The organism is Kitasatospora sp. NPDC057500, from assembly GCF_042802195.1.
GTDB lineage: Bacteria > Actinomycetota > Actinomycetes > Streptomycetales > Streptomycetaceae > Kitasatospora.
In genome coordinates this window covers 189,938-213,184 of the sequence record NZ_JBHVER010000001.1, presented here as the reverse complement: position 1 = coordinate 213,184, position 23,247 = coordinate 189,938, and the positions used below count along the sequence as shown (strand labels likewise).

The window sequence follows — 23,247 nt, the reverse complement described above, 5'->3', positions numbered from 1 at the left end:
CGGACGACCGCGGGCGGCGGTCGGCCGGTCAGGTGCGGTGGGCGGGGAGCCAGCCGTTCTGGACGGCGCGGACGCCGGCCTCGAAACGGCTGCGGGCGCCGAGGCGTTCCATGAGGTCGGTGGCGAGGCGGCGTGCGGTGCGGGGGGAGACGCCCAGGCGCTTGGCGATGGCCTCGTCGGTGTGGCCCTCGGCGAGGAGGCGGATGCAGGCCGACTCCTGGGCGTTGAGCCCGTGCTCGTCGCGGCTGGCCTGCTCGCCGAGTGGCTGGGCGCCGGCCCAGACGCTCTCGAACAGCGCGCACAGGGCGACGAGGGTGCCGTGGCCGGTCAGGACCACGGCGCCGGCGGCGGTGTCGTCGCTGCGCACGGGGATGACGGCGGTGGCACGGTCGACCAGGATCATCCGGGTCGGCAGCGAGGGCACCGTGCGGACCCGGCCGCCGCGCTCGGCGAGCCAGTTCACGTACTCCACCGTGTGCGGGCTGTTGCGCACGCTGTCCAGGTAGACGGTGCGCATCCGGATCCCGCGGTCCAGCAGGTCCGTGTCCAGCGGCTTGGCGGCCTCGATGTTGTCCGGCTGCTGGGCTCCGTCCGGGGCGAAGGTCATCACCTCCTCGCGCACCTCGCGGGTGAGGGTGGCGAGGCGGTCGCGGATCCGGTCGAGCCCCACCAGGTGCTCGACACCGGGGTGGCCGGCGGCGGGGCGCAGCTGCGCGTACTCGGCGATGAGTTCGGCGGCGGCGGCGCGGGAGGCTTCGACGCGCATCTGCTGGGCGGCGAGCTCCGCCTGCTGGCGGGCCATCAGGATCTCCATGCCGATGTCGGGGGACACGGCGCGCAGTTCGCCCTGCCGTTCCGCGGAGGGGCGCAGCAGGGCGAGTTCGCTGAGTCGGTCGAGTGCGCTCCTGACCTGGTGCTCGTCCTGGCCGAGGCGGTGCGCGACGGCGGTCACGCCGTCGTCGGGATGAGCGAGCATCACGCGGTAGACGGCCTCCGCGGCGGTGTCCAATCCCAGTGCGGTCAGCACTTGTCCCCCCCCAGGGATGTTTCGTACACGCGTCCAGCGAATCATGTCACAGCGCGCTCCTCGGACGGACGGGTTACGGCAGGGACCGGACGCTTCCGGCCGGGGCCCGAACCGTCCAGGTCTGCCCCCTGCACGGGAATTGCCCGATTCGGCACGCTCGTTCCATGTACCTGGTCCATGTCTCCCTGCATGCCCCCGCCGGCCCTGCCGAGCTGCCCGAGGGCGCCCGCGAGCTGCTGCTGGCCGCCGCCGTCGCCGAGGAGGGGATCGAGCACGTCAGCGTCCACGCCGGCGCCGTGCCCCGTCCCGTGCTGGGGGTGTTCGTGCTCGCCGACGGCCTGGAGGACGCCGAGGAGCGTGCGCGGGCGTTCTGCCGGCGTGCGGTGGCCCTGGCGCCGGGCCTCGCCGGCTGGCGGGTGCAGGGTGCGCAGGCGCCCCTGGTCGCCGCCTTCTACGAGCGGCTGCTGGCCGGACCCGGCCCCGCTGGCCGGAACGGTCCAGGGACGATTCCGTCCACCTGAACCCTCTTTCACCCGTCCTGAGCTGCGGGGGAAGCTTATGACTGCCGCCGGGGAGCACCGCTTCCGGGCGGCGGACCGGACGAAGCGTCACCGCGGGACGCGAGCCGGATCCACATCGCCGTCACCCCTCCTCTTCCGAAGGACACCGTCATGCTTCGTACCGCCTTCGCCAAGGCCGCCGCGGTCACCGTCCTCGTCCTCGCTGCCGCCGCCGCGGTCTGCTCCCCGGCACTGGCCTCCGACAGCGACGGTGCCACGCCGACCGCTGTCACCACCGTCACCACCCCGCAGCCCACCACCACCCCGTCGGACAACATGATCTGGGGCTGACCGCCCGCAGCACCGTCCCCGGTGGAGGAGTGCGCGCCCGGCCGGAGCGCCGGTCAGGCCGACCGGCTCAGCGGTCCCGGACCGCGCGGGGCCGCCGCGCGCGGGCACCGGCGCGCGGCGCGGGGCCCGGACCGTCCGGGACACGCTCACCAACGGCGCAGCGTCCGGCCGGCGGCGCGGCGCGTGCGGTAGTCAGTGGCTGGTCCCGTCCCCCACCCGACAAGGGGTCCGCCCTCATGACATTCGCCAGATCCGCCGCCCGCGCGATCGGGTCCGCCCTGCTGCTCGCCGCCGCGCTGCTCGCCGTGCCCCTGGCCGCCGCCCAGCCGGCCGCCGCCCAGGGGCCGCGCAACGAGAAGGAGGCGGCGGTGTGCCGCCACGTCCTCGGGAGCCTGCTCGGCTTCGCCGGGCGCCACACGACCGCGGCCTGCGCCGTCCAGCCGCGGACCGCCGCCCCCGTGACCGGCTGAGCCGCCGCGCGCAACGGCGCCGCCCCGCTCCACCCGAGGACGGAGCGGGGCGGCAGATCCACGGCAGGTGCGGTATGGTGACGGACGCCGCAGTAGTACGCGTAGAAACGGGGAGGTGAGAACCCATGACCGCAGTGCCGGAACGGGTGCTCCCCGGCCGCGACCGCGACACCCTCGTGCAGGACCACGCCAGGCCTTAGCGCCGGCCTCCGTCCGGGCGCGCGGGACCGTCCGCCGTCCGGCGACGTATGCGCGGGGAGCCCCGGGTCGGACGACGTCCTCCCGAATCGTGCTCCGAGGGGTTCCCTTGCCTGTCCACCCGTCCGTCTCCCTCCGCTCCGCCGTCACCACCCGGCTGCGCGCCGCCGGCTGCGTCTTCGCCGAGGACGAGGCGCGCATCCTGCTCGCCGCCGCCGCGACGCCCGCCGTCCTCGCCGCCATGGTCCGCGACCGCGCCGCCGGCCGGCCGCTCGAACACGTCGCCGGCTGGGCCGAGTTCGCCGGCCTGCGGATCGCCGTCGACCCCGGCGTCTTCGTGCCCCGCCGGCGCAGCGAGTTCCTGGCCCGCTCCGCCGCCGCGCTCGCGCACCAGGACGCGCTGGTGGTCGACCTCTGCTGCGGCACCGGCGCCCTCGGCGCGGCGCTCGCCGCCACCGCCGCCCACCCCGTCCGGCTGTACGCCGCCGACCTCGACCCGGCCGCCGTCCGCTGCGCCCGCCGCAACCTCGCGGCGACCGGCGCCGAGGTGTCCGAGGGCGACCTCTTCGACGCCCTGCCGGCCGGTCTGCGCGGCCGGGTGGAGGTGCTGATCGCCAACGTTCCGTACGTGCCGACCGCCGACATCGCCCTGCTGCCGGCCGAGGCCCGGCTGCACGAGGCCCGCCCGGCACTGGACGGCGGCGCCGACGGCCTCGACGTGCTGCGCCGGGTGGCCGCCGACGCCCCGCACTGGCTGGCCCCGGGCGGCGCGCTGCTCTTCGAGACCAGCGACCAGCAGGCGGCCGCCGCGCTCGACGTGGTCACCGCCGCGGGCCTCACCGCCGCGCTCGGCTACGACGACGACCTCGACGCCACCGTGGTCACCGCCACCCGCACGCGACACGCCGTGTCGTAGCGGTACGGCGGTAGCCGTCGCAGCCGTGGCCGTCGCCGCCGTAGACGCGCGCACATGCGGCTGAGTGTGACGACCATGTCCGGGCGGCGGCGCGCGGAGTTGACTGGGGCCCATGAACGAGAACACCGACAGCGTCCAGCAGCCCAGCGCCTCCGCCAGCACCGCCGCCGCCCGGACCGTCCTGGTCACCGGCGGGACCGGCAAGACCGGCCGGCGGGTGGCCGAGCGCCTCACCGCGCTCGGCCGCACCGCCCGGATCGGCTCCCGCACCGCACCGGTCCCCTTCGACTGGGCCGACGACACCACCTGGGACGCCGCCCTCGACGGCGTCGGCGCCGCCTACCTCGCCTACTACCCCGACCTCGCCTTCCCCGGCGCCGTGGAGACCGTCGAGGCCTTCGCCCGCCGCGCCGCCAAGGCCGGGGTCGGGCGCCTGGTGCTGCTCTCCGGGCGCGGCGAGGACGCCGCGCAGGCGGCCGAGGCGGCGGTCGCCGGGGCCGGCACCGGCTGGACGGTCGTCCGCTGCTCCTGGTTCTCGCAGAACTTCTCCGAGAGCTTCTTCCTGGAGTCGGTGCTCTCGGGTGAGCTCGCGCTGCCGACCGGCGTCGCCGTTGAACCGTTCGTCGACGCGGACGACATCGCGGACGTCGCGGTGGCCGCGCTCACCGAGGACGGCCACGACGGCGAGGTCTACGAGCTGACCGGCCCGCGCCTGCTCTCCTTCGCGGACGCCGCCGCCGAGCTGTCCGCGGCGACCGGGCGGGAGATCCGCTTCACGGCGGTCACCGTCGAGGAGTACCGCGCGGTGCTGGCGACCGCCGGCCTGCCGGGCGAGTTCGCCGACCTGTTCACGACGATCCTCGACGGCCGCAACGCCCGTCCGGCGGACGGCGTCCAGCGGGCCCTGGGCCGGGAGCCGCGCGACTTCGCCGACTACGCCCGCGACGCCGCCGCGTCCGGCGTCTGGAACGTCTGAAGGCTTCCTGGAGCTACGCACGAAGCCCGGGGGCCCGCGTGCCGCACGCGGGCCCCGGCCCGGCCGCCGGGCCGCCCGGACGCCTCCCGGAGCCCTGCGCACGCGTACCGCCGCACTGCCCGCCGAACAGCCGTGCGACCAGGGCCGATAGGATCCGATGATGATCATTTCCAGCGCCCGCACCACGGTCTTCGACATCGACGGCACACTCTGCTTCGACGGAAGGACGATCGACGGCCGGATCCTCGCCGCCCTGGCGGCCTGCGAACGTGCCGGCCACCGGCTGGTCTTCGCCTCCGCCCGCCCGGTCCGCGACCTGCTGCCCGTCCTGGACGGCGCATTCGCCACCGCCACCCTCATCGGCGGCAACGGCAGCCTCGTCTCCGTCGGCGGCCAGGTCCGGGCACGGGCCGCGTTCGACGCCGACGACCTCGGCAAGCTGCTGGTCGAGGCCGAGCGGTTCGAGGCCGGCTACCTCGCCGACGGCCCGTGGGACTACGCCTACACCGGGCCCGCCGACCACCCGATCCTCGGCCGCGTCGACCAGGGCCGCCTCGCCCGCCGGGTCGACCTCGCCGACCTCCCCGCCGTCGTCAAGTTCCTGGTCGTCGACGCGACCGACATGGCGGCCCTCGCCGAGGCCGGCCGCGTGCTCGGGATGACCGTCAACCACCACCTCGACGAGTCGATCATCGACTTCGCCCCGGGCGCCACGAACAAGTGGGAGGCGCTGGCCTCGCTGGGCATCGAGCGGTACGACGCCTTCGGCAACGACATCAACGACCTCGACCTGCTGCGCCACGCGCGGCACGGCGTCCGGGTCGGCGCCCATCCGGGCCTGGACGGCGTCGCCGCCGTCACCGTCGCCCCCGAGCCGGGCGCCGTCGCCGCCGAGATCGCCCGGCTGGCCGCGGCGACACCCGCGGAGTGAGGCCGGGCCCGGTCAACTGCTCAAGGCACCCCGGGAGAACGGCTTAGGCTGACCGGTCATGGACACCCTGACGGGATTGCTCGACGGCCCCAAGGCCCGCGGCGCGTTCGTGCTGCGCTCCGTGCTCAGCACACCGTGGGCGCTGCGGATCGAGGACCGCGCACCGCTGACGCTGCTCACCATGCTGGACGGCGAGGCGTGGATCCTGCCCGACGGCGGGCAGCCGGTGCCGGTGCGGCCGGGGGACCTGGCACTGCTGCGCGGACCGGACGCGTACACGGTCGCGGACGACCCGCGCAGCGAGGCGGACATCGTCGTCGGCCCCGGGCAGATCTGCTCCCGGGACGGCGTCAGCGTCGCCACCTCGATGGCGCTCGGGGTGCGGACCTGGGGCGAGACCCGGCCGGGCGACGAGCGGCCGTCGGTGATGCTGACCGGCACCTACGCGGCCGAGCACGAGATCGGCCGCCGGCTGCTGGCCCACCTGCCGACCGTGCTGGTGCAGCGCGCCGGGGTGAACACCACCGAGGACACCCTGGTCCGGCTGCTCGGCACCGAGGCCACCCGGGCCGACCCGGGCCAGGAGGTCGTGCTGGACCGGCTGTTGGACCTGCTGGTGGTCGGCGTGCTGCGCGGCTGGCTCGCCGCTCCGGACGCCGAAGCGCCCGGCTGGCTGCGGGCCCAGGGGGACGAGGTGGTCGGCCCGGCGCTGCGGCTGCTGCACGACGATCCGGCCCGGCCGTGGACGGTGGCCGCGCTCGCCGCCGAGGTCGGGGTCTCCCGGGCCGGGCTGGCCCGCCGGTTCACCGCGCTGGTCGGCGAGCCGCCGATGGCCTATCTGGCGAACTGGCGGCTGACGGTGGCCGCCGACCTGCTGCGCGATCCGGGGCTCACCATCGCGGCGGTGGCCCGCCGGGTGGGCTACGGCGACGCGTTCGCGCTCAGCACCGCGTTCAAGCGGGTGCGCGGGCTCACCCCGCAGGAGCACCGCCGACCGGCCGCCTCGGCCGACGGCGCGTCGGAACCCGGTGGGCCGGAGACCGGCGCGCCCCGACCGGGAGATCCGGCGGAAGAGGCGGTGGAAGGGGCGGTGGAAGGGGCGGCGACGCACTCGGCGGCGACGGACGCGATGGCCCGGCCGTCCCGCCCGGAGCCGACCACGGTGGTACTGGCGGCCGGCTGAGCGGAGCGCGCCAACCGCCCTGCCGCGCCGCTCAGTTCGGCCCGATGTCGCAGTGCATCACCAGCGCCCAGCAGAGGAAGCCGAGCGCCGCCGTGGACAGCAGCGCCCGCGCCGCGCTCCACCGCACCCGGCGCGCGCCGGAGGGGTCGAACGGGTCCGAGTACCCGGCCCGGCCGGGGTCGCCGGCCTCCGCCAGCGCCTGGCTGAGCGGCAGGTTGACCGCCCTGGTCGCCACCAGCGAGCCGGTGTAGCAGACCAGTGCCCCGACCGCCGCCGGCAGCACCCGGTGCCCGTCGCTCGGCAGGTGCAGCACCACGGCGACGCCGGTGAACACCAGCGTGCCGACGAAGCCGAGCAGGTACCACCCGTTCAGGACGGCCACGTTGAGCCGCTGCATCACCTGGACGACCGCGAGGTTGTCGGCGGTGCGCAGGCCCGGTGTCACCGAGGCGTAGGTGTAGAAGAGTCCGGAGGTCAGTCCGGTGGTGATGGTCGCCGCCACCAGTGCGAAGACCCGCATCGCCTCCATGTCGCCCTGCCCCCGTTCCAGTCGGCCCGGCACCCGCTCGGTCGAAGCGGCCCGCCCGCCGATCATCCGTCATCGAACGGCCTTTTGCCCACTGAATTCGCCGACAGCGCAGCGATGATGACGAATGGTCATGTCTTGGCGGCCGGATCCCGCCGTGGAGGCTCAGGCTCCGCTCCGCCCGGTGAGCGCGGCGAGCAGGGCGTCGACGGTCCAGTGGCCGGCGGCGCCCGGGCGGGTGCTCAGATAGGCGGCGGTGCGGCGCGCCGACCAGCCGTGCGCGTCGGCCAGTCCGGCGGCGAGGTTGCGCAGGTAGCGGGCGCGCGGGGCGTTCAGGGTGGCTTCGGCGAGCGTCCAGGGGGCGGTGAAGGTCAGCACGGGGACGCCGTCCAGCGTGCCCGGGCACACCAGGGTCTGGTAGCGGCCCGGCCCCTGCGGGTCGCGCCCGGTCCGCAGCACGGTGGCCAGGTCGAGGTCGGCGCCCGGCCCGCCGCCCATCTCCTGGGCGGCGATGTCGCTGAACTGCCCGGCGGTCAGCAGGTAGGCGCGGGCGGGCGCGGTGCCGCGCCGGCGGGGATCGTAGAAGGCCATGCCGCCGCCCCAGGTGCGCGACTCCAGGGCGAAGTAGAGCAGCCCGGGCAGGCGCACCGGCAGAGCGCGCTCGGGCGGCCGGGCGTCGCGGCAGCCGGGGTAGTCCCGCTCGCCCTCGGGCGGTCGCCCGCCGCGCAGGTAGCAGGCGAGCCGCTCGGCGTGCATGTTCGAGCCGTACGCGGCGTACCAGATCAGCGGCGGCACGGCCGGCACCAGGCCGGGCCGCGGGCTGACGAGCGGTCGGATCTCCTCCACGGCCGGTGACGCTACCCGACCGGCCCGCCCGCGTCGGCCGGACACCCGGATACCCGGGCACCCGCCGGTCCGCTCAGTCCGTGGCCCCCGATGCTCCCGATGCACCCGACGGCCCCGACGGCCCCGACGGCCCCGACGGCCCCGACAGTCCCGGCGGGCAGGCGGCGGTGACGGTGCGGCCGGCCGCGCGGGCCGCCAGCGCCCGCCGTGCCGCGTAGCCCCGCTCCGCACCGGCGGCGGCGTCCAGCTCCCCGTCCGGGCGGAACCAGGCCCAGTCGGTGATCTCCCCGTCCGGGCAGCCGAGTCGGACGGCGGCGGGGTCGGCGGTGCCGAAGTCGTGGAAGAACTGGACGATGGGGTGGTCGGCGCCCGGCGCCGGATGCTGCCAGACCACCGCGAGCAGCGGCCCGGGCGGCCGGTCGAGCCCGGTCTCCTCGCGCAGCTCTCGGGCGGCCCCGGTCGGCGAGTCCTCGTGGGTGTCGAGCACCCCGCCCGGGAAGTTCCACCGCCCGGCGTCCGGCCGCCGGTCCGGCTCCCGGACCCGCGGTTTCACCATCAGCAGCCGCCCGTCCGGCGCGGTCACCACGGCGGCCGTGCACAGCCACGCGCGCGGCGTGGTGGCGAGCCACTGGGAGCGCGGCAGGTGCGGGCGGGCCGGGGCGTGCGCGCGCAGGAACCGCACGGCGGCGGGGGAGAGGCCGGGCAGGTTGTCGGTGAAGAACCAGGCGTGCGTCGCGTGTCGGCGGAGCACGAGCCGGTCCAGCGCGCCGGGCGCGTGCGCCACCGGCGCGAACACGTGCCGCCGCGCCGGCTCCGTTCCCTCCCCGAACGTCCCGACCGGCCGCAGCACGCCGGCGGCCACCCCGCACGCCTCGGCCAGCGCGCGCACGGCCGCCGCCTCCGGCTCCTCGGCCGGGCGGACGGCGGTGGCCGGCAACTCCCAGCCCCCGTCCGGCCGGCGCAGCAGCAGGACCCGGCCCAGCGGGTCGGTGACGAGCACGGCGGCGAGCGGGGCGAGGTCGGACGGACGGTGCTCCACCTGGAGCCTCCTTCGGTGAGGGGAACGACGGGGCTCCACGGCGCCGGGCTGCCGGGTCAGTGGCCGGGGCCGAGGTTCAGCCGCATGTACCCGTCCACCGGGCCGAAGCCGAGCGTCCGGTAGAGCGGCGCGCCCGCCTCGGTGGCCCGCAGCTCGACCGACCCGCAGCCGCGTGCGCCGAGCGCCTCGACCAGCGCCGCCGTGACGGCCCTGGCGTGGCCGCGCCGCCGGTGCGCCGGGTCGGTGACCACCGCGTGGATCCGCCCCCACCGCCCGGTCGGATGGCTCGGGCCCCGGTAGCCCCGGTGGACGATGCCGATCGCGCAGGCGGCGAGCCCGCCGCCGTCGGCCGGCACCACGTGGGCGAGCAGGTCGGGGTCGCGGCCCAGCCGCTCGCGCAGGTCGTCGCGGAAGGTGGTGCGCCACTGCTCGTCCAGCGGCCCGCCGTCCAGCACCGCGACCCGCAGCCGCAGCAACTCGTCCGCGTCCCCAGGCCCGGCCGGCCGCACTCCGGCACCCGGCCCGGCACCCGCCCCGTCCCCACCCACCCGGGCCACCTCCGTCCGTCCCCGCGCCGCCCCGACGTCGCTGCGAGCCCCTACCCGCCCGCACCCGCCCCGGAACCCCCGGCCCCGCCCCGCGCGGCGCACCCTCACACCTCCTGGGCGTCCGGCGGGGCGTCCGGCGGCGGGGTGGGGCAGGGGCGGGCGGGGCCGCCGGGCGGGGCGGGGTGGTCGAGCAGGGACCACAGGACCCAGCCCGTCAGCCCGCCGGGCACCACCACGATCCGGCTCCAGCGGGTGCCCAGCGGCGAGATCCAGGTGTCGACGATCTCGGCCCGCTCGCCGCACCGGGCCAGGCCCAGCACCACGCCGTCCATCGAGTGCTCGCGCCGTACGTTGGCCGCGCTCGCGGCGACCACCCAGCCCTGCGGGGGTTCCGGAGGCGGCGGGCCGGGGTGCCGCTCGGGAGGCGGACGGTGGCCGATCCCCACGGCCACCGCCAGGAGGACGAGGACCAGCAGGGACAGCGCGGCCCAGGAGGCCCTTCCGACGTGTGCAGACATACCGGGCACAACGAGCCGGCCGGGCGGGCGCGGTCGACGGCCCGCCCACGGCCACCCGGAAGGCCCTCCCGCCTCGCCCGGGAGAGTGCACCCGCCCCCGCAGACCGTAACCCGGACCTCGCCGGCCGCCGCTCGCCCAACTCCGGTACGGACAGGGCGTCCACGGAGCAACCGGCCGCCCGGGGCGGTCGCCGGACCCCCGCACGGCGGCCCCTACGATGGGGCGGCATGAACACTGGGGGGCCGGAGACACGGCTCATCGACAACCGCTTCGAACTGCTGGAACGCCTCGGCGGCGGAGGCATGGGCCTGGTCTGGCGCGCGCGTGACACCATGCTGCACCGCGAGGTCGCGCTCAAGGAGGTCCGCCCGCCGGACCCGGCCATGGCCGCGGCCGACCCCGCCGCCGCGCACGAGCTGCGCGAGCGCGTGCTCCGCGAGGCCCGCGCGCTCGCCCGCCTCCAGCACCCCAACGTCGCGGTGATCCACCACATCGTCGACACCCCCGGGCACCCCCACCCCTGGCTGGTCATGGAGCTGGTCGGCGGCGGCAGCCTCGCCGACCGGATCGCCCGCGGCCCGCTGAGCATCCCCGAGGCCGCCCGGATCGGCCGCGGCGTGCTCGCCGCGCTGTGCGCCGCGCACGGGGCCGGCATCCAGCACCGCGACGTCAAGCCCGGCAACGTCCTGCTGCGCCCCGACGGCACCCCCGTCCTCACCGACTTCGGCATCGCCGCGATGCAGGACTCCACCGCGCTCACCGCCACCGGCGCGCTGATCGGCTCGCCCGAGTACATCGCGCCGGAGCGGATCCGCGGCGAGGAGGGCAACCCGTCCTCCGACCTGTGGTCGCTCGGCATGCTGCTCTACGTCGCCGTCGAGGGCCACCACCCGCTGCGCCGCGCCACCTCGCTGGCCACGCTCGCGGCCGTCCTCGACGAGCCGCTGCCGCCGCCGACCCGCTGCGGGCCGCTGGGGCCGGTGCTGGCCGCGCTGCTGGCCCGCGACCCGGCGGTGCGGCCGGACGCCGCGCAGCTCGACCAGGCGCTCGCGGCCGCCGACACCGGTGCCCTACCCCTTCCGGTGGCCACGCAGCAGTACTGGCCGCCCGCGCCCCCGGTCGGTGCGCAGCCGGTCGGTGCGCCCCAGGTCGGTGCGCACCCGTCCACCGGCTCCGTGGACGTCACCGGGACCCAGTACCTGGGTGCGACCGACCCCGGCACGCCGCTCCCGCCGCCCGCCCGCCGCCGCACCGGCGCCGCGGTCACCCTCGCCGTCACCGGGGTCGCCCTGGCGGGCGTGCTCGCCTGGATGCTGCGCCCGGAGGGGACGGACGGCACGGCCGGCCCGGCCGCCGCGCCGACGGGCCCGGCGTCCGCCGCGCCCCCGGCGGCGGGCACCGCCTCCGCCGTCACCTCGCCCGCCAAGCCGCCGTCGAACGCCTCCAAGGACCTGCTGACCCCCGACGGCATCCGCACCGTCGTCGCGGCGATCACCGCGCAGAGCGGCGGCACCAAGGTCAAGCAGCTCGCCGTCTACCCGGGCTACGCGATCGCCCAGGTCCCCACCGCCGACGGCCGTGGCTACGACTCGTACGACTACCGGGACGGCAAGACCACCAAGCGCGTCGGCGGGCCGATGGGCACGGCCAAGCCGGTGGACCTCGCGCAGTACGACTGGGACGTCGTCCCGGCGCTGCTGAAGAAGGCCGATGAGACCCTCAACGTGAAGGACCCGACCAGCCGCTACCTGCTCATCGACACCTGGACGGGCGACGGCGTGGCGAGCATCCGGGTGTACCTCTCCGACGCCTACCACAACGGCGGCTACCTGCTCGCGGACAGCAAGGGCAAGGTGCGCCGCACCGTCGCCGCCGACTGACCCGCCGCGTCGTCGGCGGCGGGCCGCCCGGTCCTGGACCGAGCGGGATCGGTCCCGTCGACCGGTCCACCATCGCTCCGTCGACCGACCCGCCGCCGAGCGGGGAGCCGTCGAGCGAGGAGCCGTCGCGACCGGATGCGGGAACCGCCACGTCCTGCTGCTCGGCTTCACCGCCCACGCCGCCTGCCGGGCCGCCGCGTCGCCGGGCCGCCTTCGACGGGGCCGCGCACCTGCCGGGCCTGCGCCGGTCCGCGATCGTCGAGCGGCCGGCCGACGGCGCCCCTGGAGTCCCGGCCGGTGAGGTGTGCGCGGCGGGCGCGCCGACCGTCGGCGCGGGCGTGGTCGGGGGCCGGCACGGCCCTCGGCACCGCCGCCGAGGCCCGCCGCGACCACGAGGGCGGCGTCGGCCTGATCGTGCTCAACGAGGAGGGCGGCGGGGGCCACAGCCTGCTGACGACTCGGTCTCGCCGGGACCTCCCCGGCCCCCACCGACGACCTCGCCGCTCGCCACGGCACCACCCCCGCCGCCGCATCCCCGCCGCCGAGCAGTCGGGGAAGTCCGGGGAGGCTCAGCAGGGCGCGGTCGCCGAGGCCGTGAACACCGGCAGGGCGAGGAAGAGGCGGTCGGTCGCGGCGCGCTCGCGCTGTTCGGAGATCCAGCGGCCCGCCCGCTCGCGGGGGAGTGCGCCGGCGGCGGCCGTGGTCTCGGCGAGAGCGGTGACCAGGGGGAGCGCCGTCGGGCCGGTCAGGACGGCGGTGTGCACCTCGACCGCGACGTCCGCGAACCCGGCGTCCAGCAGCAGGGCGCGGTAGCCGCGGGCGGCCCGCGGGCGGGTGGTCAGGTCTGCGCGGGCGTGCACCAGGGCGCGGGTGAACGCCGGGTCGTCGGAGTCGACGACGACGGTGTCCCAGTCCTGGCCCAGCAGGACGATCCGCCCGCCGCCCACCAGGACCCGGCGGGCCTCGGCCAGCGCGCGCCGCGGGTCAGCCAGCTCGTGGAACACCTTGTCGGCGCGGTAGCCGTCCACCGAGCCGTCCGGCAACGGCAGTTCACCGGCATCCCCGACCCGCAGGTCCGCCGCCGGCCACCGCCGCCGCGCGACGGCGATCATGCGCGCGCTCGCGTCCACCCCGATCGCCCGGGCACCGCGCTCCGTCAGCTCCGCCACCGCCCGCCCGGCGCCGCAGCCGACGTCCAGCACGGTGCTGCCGGGTCCGGCGCCGAGCAGCGCGTAGGACCGGCAACGGAGCTGCTCGGCGCCGGGGAGGCGGTCGGCGGCGTCGAGGCGCGCGAGGAGTTCGTCGTCCGGCGTCGCGGAGGGGGAAGGGCTCGTCTCACTGGTCATGCACGCCATGCTGGGACTTAATGTCGACATGAAGTCAAACGAGCCCCGCACACCGGAGCCCGGCGAGGACACGCCGATGAGCATCGGCGCCCTCGCCGAACGCTTCGGCCTCGCCACGCACGTCCTGCGGCACTGGGAGTCGGTCGGCCTGCTCGCCCCGGCCCGCGACACCGCCGGCCGCCGCCGCTACGGCGCCGCCGACCGCACCCGCGTGGCCGTGATCCTGCGGGCCAAGGAGGCGGGGCTCTCCCTCGACGCCATCCGCGCCCTGACCGCCGCCACCACGGACGCGGCCCGGCGCCGGGACCTGCTGCACGCCGAGGCCGAGGCGCTCCGGGCCCGCATGGCGGCGGCCCAGGCCTCGCTCGACATCCTGGAGTGCGCGCTCACCTGCGACCACGAGGACGTCACCGGCTGCGCCCGGTTCCGGCACGTGGTGGCCCCGCACGCGGCGCCCCAGGGGTGAACCGCGCCGAGCAGGACCCGGCCCGCCGGGGCGCGGTGGTACAGCACCGAGCGGCCCGCCGCGCGGCGGCGAGGTCCATCGGCTCCGGACCGCCACCTCGCGGTCGCCACCGCGCTGCTCGCGCCGGCCTGCGGCGCGGCGCTGGGCGCGGGACTGACGGTGCGTCCTGCTAGCATCCGCGCAATCCGAACGAAGATCGATCAGGGTGGGGCACGGTGCAGGAAGACCAACTGCGGAAGCAGGACCAGCCGCAGGAGCAGGAACAGGCGCAGGAACCGGACGGGAGATCCGCGCTCCGGCGCCGCCGGATCGCCATCGGCATGGCGGCGGGCATGTGCACGCTCGCCCTGGTGGGTGCGAGCGCCTGGGCGATGAGCGGACCGGACGCCGCGGAGCCGGCGTCGACGGGCACACCGACCGCCTCGCCGTCGTCGGCGGCCCCGACGACCCCGGCGCCGGAGGTCCCGACGCCCACCGCCCCGGAACCGGCCCCGTCGACCGAGGCCCCGGTCGCCCAGCCCGTCCCGGCTGCGCCGGAGACCCCGCCCGCCGAGCCCGCCGCGCCCGCCGCGCCCGCCCCCGAGGCGGCGGCCCCGACGACGCCCGCCCGGCCCGCCTCGCGCCCGCCGGTCCCGGCGACCCCGCGTCCGACCACCCCGCCGAAGACGGCTCCGACCACGCCTCCGAAGGCCGTCCAGCCCACCCAGCCGCCGGCTCCGCCGGCCCCGCCCGCCCAGCCGCCCGTTCAACCGCCCGCTCCGCCGGCCCCGCCCGCCGAGCCGCCCGCCCCGCCCAAGCCGGCCCCCAAGCCGACCGTCGAGCCGCCCGCCGACCCGCCGGAGGGCCCCGGCCCGGGGGAGTGGACGGTCCCGCCGCGCCCGGTTCCCACCCTGCCGTCCCGCCCGGCCTCCTGCCCGCCCGGCCAGATCGCGTCCTGGGACGGCTGCCACCCGCTGCCTCCGCCGATCACGCTCTCCTGACCGTCCCGCCCCTCCTCCGGTCCCCTTGTGACCCAAGACCGCCCGGTTCGCGCCGGGCGGTCTTGATCTACGATTAGTTGAATGATAAATTACTTCCGATGCCAGGGCCCGACCCCCAGGAGGACGAGATGACGACGACCGCCGTTGCCGACAACCCCGAGAAGTCCCGCTACGAGATCACCTCCGACGGTGAACTCGCCGGCTTCGCCGAGTATCACCGCCATGGGGGCGAGATCGCCTTCATCCACACCGAGATCGACCCGCGATTCGGCGGACAGGGCCTCGGCGGCATCCTCGCCCGCGCCGTGCTCGACGACGCCCGGGCCGGCGACCTCGCCGTGCTCCCGTACTGCCCGTTCATCCGCGGCTGGCTGACCAAGCACCCGGAGTACCACGACCTCGTCCCGGCCGCCCAGCACGAGCGGTTCGGCCTGTGACCGCCGCGCCCGCCGGGGGAGTCCCGGACGCCGAGGCCGGCTTCGTCCGCGCCGCGGCCGCCGTCGCCACCAGCACCGCCGACGACTACCGCGTCGACATCCGCTCCGGCCGCCACCGACTGACCGCCGACGAGCCCGAGTCGGCCGGCGGCGCCGACACCGCCACCACCCCGGTCGGCCTGCTGCTCTCCGCGCTCGGCTCCTGCACCGCGATCACCCTGCGGATGTACGCCCAGCGCAAGCAGTGGCCGCTGACCACCGTGCGCGTCCACCTCGGCTACGAGAAGGGCCCCGAGAAGGCCGTCCGCATCACCCGGCGGATCGACCTGGTCGGCGACCTCGACGACGCCCAGCGCGCCCGCCTGCTCGACATCGCCGAACGGACCCCGGTCACCCGCGCCGTCTCCGCCGGCACCCCCATCGTCCCGGCCGCCCCGCGCGCCTCGACCCACGGAAACGGTGCCCACCATGGCTGAACCCGACCTCGCCACCCCGACCGTGCGCGGCGGCCGCGCCGACACCCCGGGCGGCCCCGTCCACGAACTCCTCGCCCCGCGCGAGACCGCCCTCGGCGGCAGCACCGTGGTTCGCCGGCTGCTTCCCAATCTGGGTCGTCGGATGGTGGGCGCGTGGTGCTTCGTGGACCATTACGGGCCGGACGACATCGCGGACGAGCCGGGCATGCAGGTGCCGCCGCATCCGCACATGGGCCTGCAGACGGTCAGCTGGCTGCACGCCGGCGAGGTCCTGCACCGCGACAGCCTCGGCAGCCTCCGGACCATCCGCCCCCGCGAACTGGGCCTGATGACCTCCGGCCGGGCGATCTCCCACTCCGAGGAGTCCCCCCGCCCCCACGCCCGCTACCTCCACGGCGCCCAGCTCTGGGTCGCCCTCCCCGACGCCCACCGCCACCGCGACCCCGCCTTCGAACACCACCCCGACCTGCCCACCGTCACCGCCCCCGGCCTGTCCGCCACCGTCATCCTCGGCACCCTCGACGGGGCCACCTCCCCCGGCACCACCCACACCCCCCTCGTCGGCGCCGACCTCACCCTCACCGCCGGCACCGCCCACCGCCTGCCCCTCGACCCCGACTTCGAGTACGCCGTCCTCACCATGTCCGGCACCCTCACCGCCGACGGCGTCCCCCTCGACCCCGGCGCCATGCTCTACCTCGGCACCGGCCGCCGCGACCTCCCCCTCCACGCCACCACCGACGCCGCCTTCCTCCTCCTCGGCGGCGAGCCCTTCGCCGAGAAGCTCGTCATGTGGTGGAACTTCATCGGCCGATCCGGCGAGGAGATCCTCCAGGCCCGCAACGACTGGGAGGCCGGCACCCGCTTCGGTGAGGTTCACGGCTACGACGGCGCCCGACTCCATGCCCCGGCCCTCCCCGACATCCCGCTGAAGGCCCGTGGGCGGGTGCGCTGACCTGCGAAGATGATTCGATGGTCGCCTTCGTGCTCGCCGCTTCCGGCAGGACTGTGTGGGCATCTGAAGGCCCATGGCAGAACGATTTCCGCTTCGCTTACTCGCCCCCTTGGGAGGCAAGGTGCAAAGCCTGTTGATTCTCAGGTCTACGCGCCTGTCGCAAGGTTTGCTCGTATCGATGCTGACCTTTTGCTGACTTTTCTGATTGCCCATCAGCTTGAAGCTGATTGCGGAGGAGAGGGACAGGGCCTCCGGCGGTTGGTGCTCGGCGAAGGGTCCCGCCAGGCGGCGCCGACCGGCTGATCAGGACATGGCCGGGGTCGCTCGGATTACCGGCGGCCAGTACCGGTGTCCGCCTTCCTCACCGCCCTCACCGCCAGGCGTCAGGTCCACGCCGCGCTGCGACACGGTGCCGGACAGCCGCCGCGCCGTGCACCATCAATGGGTGCACGGCGCTGACCGACCGCGCGTCCTCCCACACCCCCGAGGCCGGCACGGAGAACGGGCGGAGCTCGATCCCGGCATCTGCGAACAGCAACGGCTCCACGTACCTTGCCCCGCCGGTGCCGCACAGGTAGGAGGCGGCACCCACAGCCCGGCACAGGTCCACGAGCCGCCGGGTTCGCCCTGTGCCGGCCGCGAGTGTGCTGCTGCGCACCACGCGTCCCCTCCACCCGAGCACGTCGAGCAGCAGTCGGGTGGTCGCCTCCGCGATCTCCGCGAGTCGGTCGGTGCTCTCGAACAGCTCCAGGACCGGCTGGAGCCGCTCGGAGAGCAGCGGCCAGGCCGGGCTGGCCCGGTACCGCTCGTGGAGAACCCCTTCGACTCGGCGACGGCAGAGGTCCGCGTCGACTACCCGCGCTTCGCGGATCACCGTCGAGCGGCCGTCCGGCAGGTGGGTGGGGACGGTCAGCCAGCTGGCCCGGCTGCTGTCGGCGAGGGAGCCGAGCCGGGCCCGGTGCTGGTAGTCGCGGCGGGCGAACTGCACATTGTCCAGGACCACCCACACATCCGCGCCGGCCAGCTTGGCCACGGTGGACAGGCGCGGGAAGAAGTTGGGCTGGTGGATCGCGCACACCGGCCGGGCCGGCAGAGAGTCAGGGGAGAAGGCGGCTGGTGAATCCGTCGTCGATGAGCCGCTGGTAGGCATCGTGGACACTCCTGGGTACGTCCTGGGCGACGGCGAAGCCGAGCTTCGGGTATTCGATGACCCGCTGGAGGTCACCCACCAGGCTGTCGATCACGAGCCGGTCGTCGCCGATCGATTTCGCGTAGTCGTGCAGGTCCATCGCGCTGGAGGTGCACACCACGTCCACCTCCGGCCACACCCGGCGGCAGGTGGCGTACGCCCGCCGCTCCATGTAGGGCATCGAGACGAGCAGCACCGAGGACAACCGGACGCCTGCCTCGGCCAGGACCTTGCGGCTGAACTCGATGTTCTGCCCGGTGTTGCGGGCGTTCGGCTCCCGCAGGATCGCGGACTCCGGAACGCCGAGGGCCACGGCGTGCTCGGCGAAGTGCACGGCCTCACCGCGCGGGAACGCCTCCGGCCGGCTCGGGTTCGGCCCGCCGGTGAAGACGATCCGCTTCACCAGGCCGCGCAGGTACAGTCGGGCTGTCTCGGCGGCCACCCCGAGGTCGTGGGATCCCAGGCCGATCGCGACATCGCAGGGCCGAAGCTCGTGGCCCATCTGCTGGTAGTCCCACAGCAGCGCGGTGTCCGCCCACTGCTGGTCGGTGATCTCGCGCCGGGAAGTGCTCGTCACGTGCTTCTCCTGGTTACCTGAACGGGACTGCCGCACCTCCGCGGTCGAGGCTTCCTCGGATGCGTTCGATGGCGCGCAGCTGGTGGCTCATACCGTACGTGGCCGCCTGGGTGGCGGCCTCGTGCAGCAGGGCCAGCCCTTCGCCGACGCTCGCCGGGTCGGACAGCAGGATGTGGCCGCGCGCAGTACCCAGCCGCACCTGCTGCATGGGGGAGGACCCGCCGCCGGCCGACTGCGCGACCTCGATCATCCGGGCAGCCTCCCCGAGATCACCCGCGCCGCGGTGCAACAGCGCCAGCTTCTGGTGCGCGGTGCCCCAGTCCTCCGGCTCGGTCAAGGCGTCGAACCCCCGGATCGCCGCACGCATCAGCGGCACGGCCTCCTCGTGCAGCCCCTGCTTGTCCAAAGACGTGCCGACCCACAGCCCGGCCCGATGCCGATCGCGCAGACTCAGCCGGACGTCGCCGGCCAACTGCCCGTACGCCTCGGCCGCACCCGCCAGGTCACCGGACATCTCCCGGACCACCGCCAGCGACAGGTCCAACTGTGCCACCCGGCGCGGAACACCGAGCTGGTCGAACACCGACCGGGCCGCCGCGTACGACCGCGACGCCGAGAGCGGGCCGAGCAGCACCCCGCGGTCCCGCAGCAGATCGCCCGCGAGCGTCGTCGTCCGCGCGAACAGGTACAGGCCCCGGTCGTCCAACTCGCGTGCCGGCCAGCGTGTTCGCCACCGCTCCAGCAGGTTCTCCGCGAACGCGAAGTTCTGCCCGGACGCGGCGAGCACAGCCCGCTCGATGTCCTCGGCCCACGTCTCGTACTCCCACAACCTGGGCCCGCCCTTGGCCCGAGCCGCCACCGGCCGACCGCTCCCCGACAGGACCGCCTCGAAACGCAGCACGGCGGCCGAATCGAGGCGGCCCAGAGCCGTGTCCAGAATCGCCTGGGTATCCGGCCGGGGCGTCGTGCTTGCCCCCAGCCGCTCCCAGTTCGACACCGTGCGCACCGCGACACCTAAGTCCGAGGCGAAGTCCCGGACGCTGCGCCGGCTGGCCAGCCGTAGGGCTCTGGCCTCGACCCCGCTCCACTCGCTCACGGTCACGTGCATCACCTCCCGGATCGGCGACCATCGAAGCACTCACCGACCGGCCTGTGCGGCGGAACTGCCACGCAACTGCCACAACCGCTCATTCCCCACGCCGGCTGTACCCGGCACGCTGGAGGAACCGAGGCCCAGACGTGGAGGAGAGCGGCCGATGCTGACCGAACGACTGCCCGTACCGCTTCCCCTGGTTGTCGGACTCCTCAACTCGTCCGTAGCCACCTCCCTTCGTCGGAGACAGGCCCTGTCCGAGGTCCTTCGGAGCTTCTGCAGTGAGCGGGAGTTGGAGCTCGCGACGGTGATCACCGACGACGGAAGCGATCCCGAGGCGATCGTCACGTCCATCACCGGGAAGGGGCTGTACGCCGTGGTCCTGCCGACGGACGCACACCTCGGGACCAGGGGATGCGCGGACCGGCGTCGGCAACGCCTTCAGGCGGCCGGGATACGGCTGATGGTGGTGCGCGGACGGCAGCCGACCCGGCCCCGCCCGGCGCCGGACTTCGGTTCCTCGGACCTCGCGAGACCCCGGGCGATCGCGTAGCGGATCAGAGAATGTTCCACTCGATGTCGACCTGGCCAAGCCGCAGTCCTTCGACGCGGCGCTGGACCTCTTCAAGAGTCGAGCTGCCCGTCGTGGCGCGCTTCGCATTCGTGGTGATCATCCGCAACTCACGAAGGTCGCGCAGGACGGTATAGCCGCTCCAGGTGGTCACGTCGAAGCCGTACAGGTCGGCGAACCGCTGGTAGTGGCTGCGGCCGTAGCCGAACCGGCGGCAGTGGATCTCCACCGTGACGAGATCCAGTTCAGGAGGGCCGAAACAGGCCGTGTCCCAATCGCACAGCACCGCCGCTTCGCCCTGGTGAAGAGCGTTTCGGTGCTGAGGGTCGCCCTGGAGAAGTCCGGGACGCAGGACGAAGTGAACGTCGGCCAGCGCCGATTCGAGGTCGGACAACCGCTGCCGCAGAAACGCCGTGTCCGCAGGTGGCAGAGCCGTGATCGAAGCGATCGACCGACGGATCGCCCCGGCCGTGTCGAGCGGCCGGACCTCGAAGGGAGGAGGTGGGAGTTGATGCAGGGTGCGAAGGGGGACAGCGAGATGCGCGGCCGGCACGGGGTGGTCGGGTTGGGGGAGGTAGTGCCAGAAGGTGACGGCGTGCTCGCCGACGAGGACGGGCTGCTCCACCGGCAGCAGTTCGACGGTCGGGAAGGCGCGCTGGCTGAGCCACCGGACCAGCCGCACGGTGCGCTCGACGTCGCCCACGGGGGTACCCGCACGGGCGATCTTGGCCACCGCTCCGGCGGCCCGGAGCAGGAACACCGCGTTGGTGTGGCCGCGCAGCGTCTCGGCACCTGCAGGGTCTACTCCGATACGACGGCAGGCTTCCTCAAGGACGGCGCGCACCTCGGACTCGGCGAATCCGCCGATGACAACCGGAACAGTCATGCCCATAAGGCTGACGGGCGAGGGCTGTTCCTGTCACATCGTGCCGGTCGGGAGGGCAAGAACCTCGCCGAGATCACGGACCGCGCGGGTGGTACGCACGCGGGCAGGCAGTATGTTGATCACTTCCTGGGCGCGGACACCCAGGATTTCGGTCCGATGTGCCTCAGGGACAGCCAGCACGGTGTGACGGGCCAGTTCGCACGCCTCGGTCACGTCGTGCTCCTGGGCCAGACACATGGCGTGTTCAAGGGCCAGCAGGGCCGGGTCGATGCCGCCGTGGTCCGGGTACAGCGACAGGGCCTCGTCCTGGGCTTGGCGGGCTTCCTGCACGTCACCGAGTGCGGTGTGCGCGCCGGACAGGTAGAGGAGCAGTCGGCGCCGCGGGAACGCCCAGGCATCGTCAGGGGGCGAGGGAGGGCACCGGTCGAACAGGTCGTGGGCCTGCGCGATGGCCGTCCGGGCGCCCTCGATGTCGCCCTGCCGGGCCCGTGCGCGGGCTTCGGCGGCAGCGGCGAATGCTCCGGTGGAAGTTGCCCGGCCGCGGTTGAGCAGACGGGCTTCGCGGGTCAGGCTCACAGCGCGCTCCAGCGGGCCGTAGTAGTACGGCAGCATTGCGGCCTGCACCCGCACGCGGGCCCGAAGCTCCCCGCTTCCGCTGTCGTCGGCCGCCGAGCGCGCCGTTCCGTACCACAGCCGGGCCTGGTCCAACCGGCCCAACTTCATCAAGGCGTCCGCGACCAGGGTCGCCAGTACGGCGATCATCTCGGACAGACGGCTCTGCACCGCGGCCGGCTGCCGGTCAGCGGCAAGAAGCCGGACTTCCTCAAGGAGCTGCACGAGCCGGGCCACCATCTGGCTCGGGGGCGAGGCTACGTATGCCCGACGCAGGTCCATGATCTGCTCGTCCAGGACCTCCAGCTGGGTACCGCTGGCGGTCGTGCTGGCGAGCGTTCCCTCGACCTTACGGCGGTAGGAGTCGACCAGGTCGCGGAAGGGGTCGCTGGGTGCGCTCCAGGTGGCCGGGCGCGGTACCAGGAGGCTGCCGGGCCCTGGAGTCGGTACGGCTGCGTCGACTCCGGTGTGCGGTGTCGGTCGGTAGTCCCCTGCCAGGCCGAGTCCTTGAGCGTTGGACTCATACAGGCGGCAGAGCAGATCGATCGTTCCGCCTCTTGGAGTTCGGCCCGTCTCCCAAGCTCTCAACTGGTCCGGGTCCACGTGAGGCCGAGCCAACCCCCGCGTTTCGCACAGTTGGATCAGCTCATGCACCGCCTGGCGCAGCGTCCACCCCCGGCCAAGGCGATGGGCGCGAAGCCAGCTCGCCTCGCAGCAGTTGACGATCTCCGCCGCTGTGGCCTCGATCGTCCAACCGCTCTCCTGGGCGCGCGTTCTGATCCGCGCTGCGCAGGACGGCTTGTGCACCACTGTCCACCTCCCCAGCCGCTGACGAATCCTAGTCACCTGTTACTGACTGGGAGTGGAAAACCGCAACTAGTCACTGCCTTGCGGTCGCAGAAGCCACCAACCCGTGAGCTCGGCGGAGCACCAGTAACAAGTTCTGTTTGCCGCGTACGCGCCGTCCCGCGAATCTCTGTGGACACGCGACGGACGCGATGCCGTCTCCCATCGACGGCCCGGGAAGCCCTGCCGACACGCACACCCCCGGAGGACCTGCCATGATCCGCGTTGCCAAGTTCAGAGCCACGGTTACCCTCTCCGCAGTTCCCGTCTTTCGGGACCTGCTGGTCCGCAGCATCGCCAACCTTGACGGCTTCACCCTGGATGACGACAGGGCCTATGCGCTCAGGTTGTGCATCTCGGAGCTACTGGCCAACGGCGTCGAGCACGTGGGCCTCGGAGACAAGGCCGAACTGCTGGTTGAAGGCGACCTGGACAAGCCGCGCAGGAGGCTGCGGGTCACCGTCACCGACGGCGGCCTGACCCTCCCCGAGATGGACGGACAGGTTGAGGATCTGGACGCGACCAGCGGTCGTGGCCTCGCGGTCCTCGGCGGCTACGCCGACGACGTCGGCTGGGGCCAGCGCGCCAACGACACCGGCAGACCCATCGGCTTCTCGGTTTGGTTCGAACTCGACGTCCACCTGCCGTCGACGCCCGGCCGCGAGGCCGCGCAGGCGGAGGGGGAAGTTCCCTCATGCCCACTGGCCCGGGCGACGCTGGCACCGGGGCACGTACGGCCGACGAGCCAGCAGCAGGTGACCAGGGCGCGCGGCACCCGCCGGACCGGCAGGGGCCATCTGGCCGCTTGACCAGTCGGCCACTTCCGCCACCTCGCTGGTGACGGCCTCCGGGGCCGAGTGCGCAGACCGAGTACCGCAGTTGTTCCGTCAAGGCAGAAGGGCG

Annotated in this window: 26 protein-coding genes; 14 read left to right on the top strand and 12 right to left on the bottom strand. The window is 74.6% G+C overall.

Annotated features, from left to right (window positions below; translation table 11 throughout):
• Positions 1-28 precede the first annotated feature (28 nt).
• Positions 29-1,027: a LuxR C-terminal-related transcriptional regulator gene (locus ACFU74_RS00505; protein WP_380749408.1), complete on the bottom strand. Its 999-nt coding sequence runs from the start codon at positions 1,025-1,027 to the stop codon at positions 29-31.
• Between the two features lie 164 nt (positions 1,028-1,191).
• On the opposite strand from ACFU74_RS00505, the gene ACFU74_RS00500 reads away from it, so the two are divergent.
• The 7 genes from ACFU74_RS00500 to ACFU74_RS00470 all read left to right on the top strand — a co-directional run bounded on the left by ACFU74_RS00500 (position 1,192) and on the right by ACFU74_RS00470 (position 6,552).
• On the top strand, positions 1,192-1,548 hold the full coding sequence (locus tag ACFU74_RS00500; protein WP_380749405.1) for a hypothetical protein: 357 nt from the start codon (positions 1,192-1,194) through the stop codon (positions 1,546-1,548).
• 150 nt (positions 1,549-1,698) lie between these two features.
• Positions 1,699-1,878, top strand: coding sequence for a hypothetical protein (locus ACFU74_RS00495; protein ID WP_380749402.1), 180 nt, complete (start codon positions 1,699-1,701; stop codon positions 1,876-1,878).
• Positions 1,879-2,114: 236 nt separating this feature from the next.
• Entirely contained in the window at positions 2,115-2,348 is a 234-nt protein-coding gene (locus tag ACFU74_RS00490; protein ID WP_380749399.1) for a hypothetical protein, read from the top strand.
• Positions 2,349-2,655: 307 nt separating this feature from the next.
• Positions 2,656-3,462: a putative protein N(5)-glutamine methyltransferase gene (locus ACFU74_RS00485; protein WP_380749396.1), complete on the top strand. Its 807-nt coding sequence runs from the start codon at positions 2,656-2,658 to the stop codon at positions 3,460-3,462.
• A 112-nt stretch (positions 3,463-3,574) separates the two neighbouring features.
• A complete protein-coding gene (locus tag ACFU74_RS00480) occupies positions 3,575-4,438 on the top strand; it encodes an NmrA family transcriptional regulator (protein WP_380749393.1) in 864 nt (287 codons plus the stop codon).
• A gap of 160 nt (positions 4,439-4,598) precedes the next feature.
• Positions 4,599-5,369: an HAD hydrolase family protein gene (locus tag ACFU74_RS00475; RefSeq protein ID WP_380749391.1), complete on the top strand. Its 771-nt coding sequence runs from the start codon at positions 4,599-4,601 to the stop codon at positions 5,367-5,369.
• Positions 5,370-5,427: 58 nt separating this feature from the next.
• Entirely contained in the window at positions 5,428-6,552 is a 1,125-nt protein-coding gene (locus ACFU74_RS00470; RefSeq protein WP_380749388.1) for an AraC family transcriptional regulator, read from the top strand.
• Positions 6,553-6,583: 31 nt separating this feature from the next.
• Here the strand turns inward: ACFU74_RS00470 and ACFU74_RS00465 are convergent, their stop codons facing one another.
• The 5 genes from ACFU74_RS00465 to ACFU74_RS00445 form a co-directional block, all read right to left on the bottom strand.
• Positions 6,584-7,147, bottom strand: a complete 564-nt coding sequence (locus ACFU74_RS00465; RefSeq protein ID WP_380749385.1) for a DUF1772 domain-containing protein — start codon at positions 7,145-7,147, stop codon at positions 6,584-6,586.
• 96 nt (positions 7,148-7,243) lie between these two features.
• Positions 7,244-7,834: a histone deacetylase gene (locus tag ACFU74_RS00460; protein WP_380749441.1), complete on the bottom strand. Its 591-nt coding sequence runs from the start codon at positions 7,832-7,834 to the stop codon at positions 7,244-7,246.
• A gap of 163 nt (positions 7,835-7,997) precedes the next feature.
• The gene (locus tag ACFU74_RS00455) at positions 7,998-8,963 is read right to left on the bottom strand and encodes an NUDIX domain-containing protein (RefSeq protein WP_380749382.1); all 966 of its coding nucleotides are present in this window, start codon (positions 8,961-8,963) and stop codon (positions 7,998-8,000) included.
• Between the two features lie 56 nt (positions 8,964-9,019).
• Positions 9,020-9,511, bottom strand: a complete 492-nt coding sequence (locus ACFU74_RS00450) for a GNAT family N-acetyltransferase (protein ID WP_380749379.1) — start codon at positions 9,509-9,511, stop codon at positions 9,020-9,022.
• Between the two features lie 104 nt (positions 9,512-9,615).
• Positions 9,616-10,029 carry a hypothetical protein gene (locus tag ACFU74_RS00445; protein WP_380749376.1) on the bottom strand — a complete coding sequence of 138 codons (414 nt, stop codon included), beginning with the start codon at positions 10,027-10,029 and terminating at the stop codon, positions 9,616-9,618.
• 228 nt (positions 10,030-10,257) lie between these two features.
• Between ACFU74_RS00445 and ACFU74_RS00440 the strand changes: the two genes are divergently transcribed.
• Complete coding sequence (locus tag ACFU74_RS00440; RefSeq protein WP_380749373.1) at positions 10,258-11,910, top strand: serine/threonine-protein kinase; 1,653 nt, start codon at positions 10,258-10,260, stop codon at positions 11,908-11,910.
• Positions 11,911-12,479: 569 nt separating this feature from the next.
• Here ACFU74_RS00440 and ACFU74_RS00435 read toward each other — a convergent pair.
• Positions 12,480-13,256, bottom strand: coding sequence for a methyltransferase domain-containing protein (locus ACFU74_RS00435; protein WP_380749370.1), 777 nt, complete (start codon positions 13,254-13,256; stop codon positions 12,480-12,482).
• Positions 13,257-13,284: 28 nt separating this feature from the next.
• Between ACFU74_RS00435 and ACFU74_RS00430 the strand changes: the two genes are divergently transcribed.
• The 5 genes from ACFU74_RS00430 (at position 13,285) to ACFU74_RS00410 (ending at position 16,570) form a co-directional block, all read left to right on the top strand.
• On the top strand, positions 13,285-13,722 hold the full coding sequence (locus ACFU74_RS00430; RefSeq protein ID WP_380749367.1) for a MerR family transcriptional regulator: 438 nt from the start codon (positions 13,285-13,287) through the stop codon (positions 13,720-13,722).
• A 215-nt stretch (positions 13,723-13,937) separates the two neighbouring features.
• Positions 13,938-14,702 (top strand): hypothetical protein, encoded by a 765-nt coding sequence (locus ACFU74_RS00425; RefSeq protein WP_380749364.1) that lies wholly within the window; start codon positions 13,938-13,940, stop codon positions 14,700-14,702.
• A gap of 128 nt (positions 14,703-14,830) precedes the next feature.
• Entirely contained in the window at positions 14,831-15,139 is a 309-nt protein-coding gene (locus tag ACFU74_RS00420; protein ID WP_380749361.1) for a GNAT family N-acetyltransferase, read from the top strand.
• Positions 15,136-15,615, top strand: coding sequence for an OsmC family protein (locus ACFU74_RS00415; RefSeq protein WP_380749358.1), 480 nt, complete (start codon positions 15,136-15,138; stop codon positions 15,613-15,615). The genes ACFU74_RS00420 and ACFU74_RS00415 overlap by 4 nt, the downstream gene beginning before the upstream one ends.
• Positions 15,608-16,570 (top strand): pirin family protein, encoded by a 963-nt coding sequence (locus tag ACFU74_RS00410; RefSeq protein WP_380749355.1) that lies wholly within the window; start codon positions 15,608-15,610, stop codon positions 16,568-16,570. The genes ACFU74_RS00415 and ACFU74_RS00410 overlap by 8 nt, the downstream gene beginning before the upstream one ends.
• Before the next feature lie 370 nt (positions 16,571-16,940).
• Here the strand turns inward: ACFU74_RS00410 and ACFU74_RS00405 are convergent, their stop codons facing one another.
• The 5 genes from ACFU74_RS00405 to ACFU74_RS00385 form a co-directional block, all read right to left on the bottom strand.
• Positions 16,941-17,648, bottom strand: coding sequence for a WbqC family protein (locus ACFU74_RS00405; protein WP_380749352.1), 708 nt, complete (start codon positions 17,646-17,648; stop codon positions 16,941-16,943).
• 19 nt (positions 17,649-17,667) lie between these two features.
• Positions 17,668-18,336 carry a YdcF family protein gene (locus ACFU74_RS00400; protein ID WP_380749349.1) on the bottom strand — a complete coding sequence of 223 codons (669 nt, stop codon included), beginning with the start codon at positions 18,334-18,336 and terminating at the stop codon, positions 17,668-17,670.
• Between the two features lie 13 nt (positions 18,337-18,349).
• Entirely contained in the window at positions 18,350-19,444 is a 1,095-nt protein-coding gene (locus ACFU74_RS00395) for a hypothetical protein (RefSeq protein ID WP_380749438.1), read from the bottom strand.
• Between the two features lie 542 nt (positions 19,445-19,986).
• A complete protein-coding gene (locus ACFU74_RS00390; protein ID WP_380749346.1) occupies positions 19,987-20,886 on the bottom strand; it encodes a phosphotransferase family protein in 900 nt (299 codons plus the stop codon).
• A gap of 33 nt (positions 20,887-20,919) precedes the next feature.
• Positions 20,920-22,308 (bottom strand): tol-pal system YbgF family protein, encoded by a 1,389-nt coding sequence (locus ACFU74_RS00385; protein ID WP_380749343.1) that lies wholly within the window; start codon positions 22,306-22,308, stop codon positions 20,920-20,922.
• A gap of 251 nt (positions 22,309-22,559) precedes the next feature.
• Here ACFU74_RS00385 and ACFU74_RS00380 point away from each other — a divergent pair, with 251 nt between their 5' ends.
• Positions 22,560-23,153: an ATP-binding protein gene (locus tag ACFU74_RS00380; RefSeq protein ID WP_380749340.1), complete on the top strand. Its 594-nt coding sequence runs from the start codon at positions 22,560-22,562 to the stop codon at positions 23,151-23,153.
• The last annotated feature ends 94 nt before the right edge of the window (positions 23,154-23,247 follow it).

Bases quoted from the DNA above. Each gene is read 5' to 3' on its own strand.
- ACFU74_RS00380 (WP_380749340.1), top strand. From the start codon at position 22,560: ATGATCCGCGTTGCCAAGTTCAGAGCCACGGTTACCCTCTCCGCAGTT.
- ACFU74_RS00480 (WP_380749393.1), top strand. From the start codon at position 3,575: ATGAACGAGAACACCGACAGCGTCCAGCAGCCCAGCGCCTCCGCCAGC.
- ACFU74_RS00500 (WP_380749405.1), top strand. From the start codon at position 1,192: ATGTACCTGGTCCATGTCTCCCTGCATGCCCCCGCCGGCCCTGCCGAG.
- ACFU74_RS00395 (WP_380749438.1), bottom strand. From the start codon at position 19,444: ATGCACGTGACCGTGAGCGAGTGGAGCGGGGTCGAGGCCAGAGCCCTA.
- ACFU74_RS00490 (WP_380749399.1), top strand. From the start codon at position 2,115: ATGACATTCGCCAGATCCGCCGCCCGCGCGATCGGGTCCGCCCTGCTG.
- ACFU74_RS00435 (WP_380749370.1), bottom strand. From the start codon at position 13,256: ATGACCAGTGAGACGAGCCCTTCCCCCTCCGCGACGCCGGACGACGAA.
- ACFU74_RS00465 (WP_380749385.1), bottom strand. From the start codon at position 7,147: ATGATCGGCGGGCGGGCCGCTTCGACCGAGCGGGTGCCGGGCCGACTG.
- ACFU74_RS00420 (WP_380749361.1), top strand. From the start codon at position 14,831: ATGACGACGACCGCCGTTGCCGACAACCCCGAGAAGTCCCGCTACGAG.
- ACFU74_RS00390 (WP_380749346.1), bottom strand. From the start codon at position 20,886: ATGACTGTTCCGGTTGTCATCGGCGGATTCGCCGAGTCCGAGGTGCGC.
- ACFU74_RS00440 (WP_380749373.1), top strand. From the start codon at position 10,258: ATGAACACTGGGGGGCCGGAGACACGGCTCATCGACAACCGCTTCGAA.
- ACFU74_RS00475 (WP_380749391.1), top strand. From the start codon at position 4,599: ATGATCATTTCCAGCGCCCGCACCACGGTCTTCGACATCGACGGCACA.
- ACFU74_RS00495 (WP_380749402.1), top strand. From the start codon at position 1,699: ATGCTTCGTACCGCCTTCGCCAAGGCCGCCGCGGTCACCGTCCTCGTC.
- ACFU74_RS00410 (WP_380749355.1), top strand. From the start codon at position 15,608: ATGGCTGAACCCGACCTCGCCACCCCGACCGTGCGCGGCGGCCGCGCC.
- ACFU74_RS00430 (WP_380749367.1), top strand. From the start codon at position 13,285: ATGAAGTCAAACGAGCCCCGCACACCGGAGCCCGGCGAGGACACGCCG.
- ACFU74_RS00470 (WP_380749388.1), top strand. From the start codon at position 5,428: ATGGACACCCTGACGGGATTGCTCGACGGCCCCAAGGCCCGCGGCGCG.
- ACFU74_RS00445 (WP_380749376.1), bottom strand. From the start codon at position 10,029: ATGTCTGCACACGTCGGAAGGGCCTCCTGGGCCGCGCTGTCCCTGCTG.
- ACFU74_RS00460 (WP_380749441.1), bottom strand. From the start codon at position 7,834: ATGCACGCCGAGCGGCTCGCCTGCTACCTGCGCGGCGGGCGACCGCCC.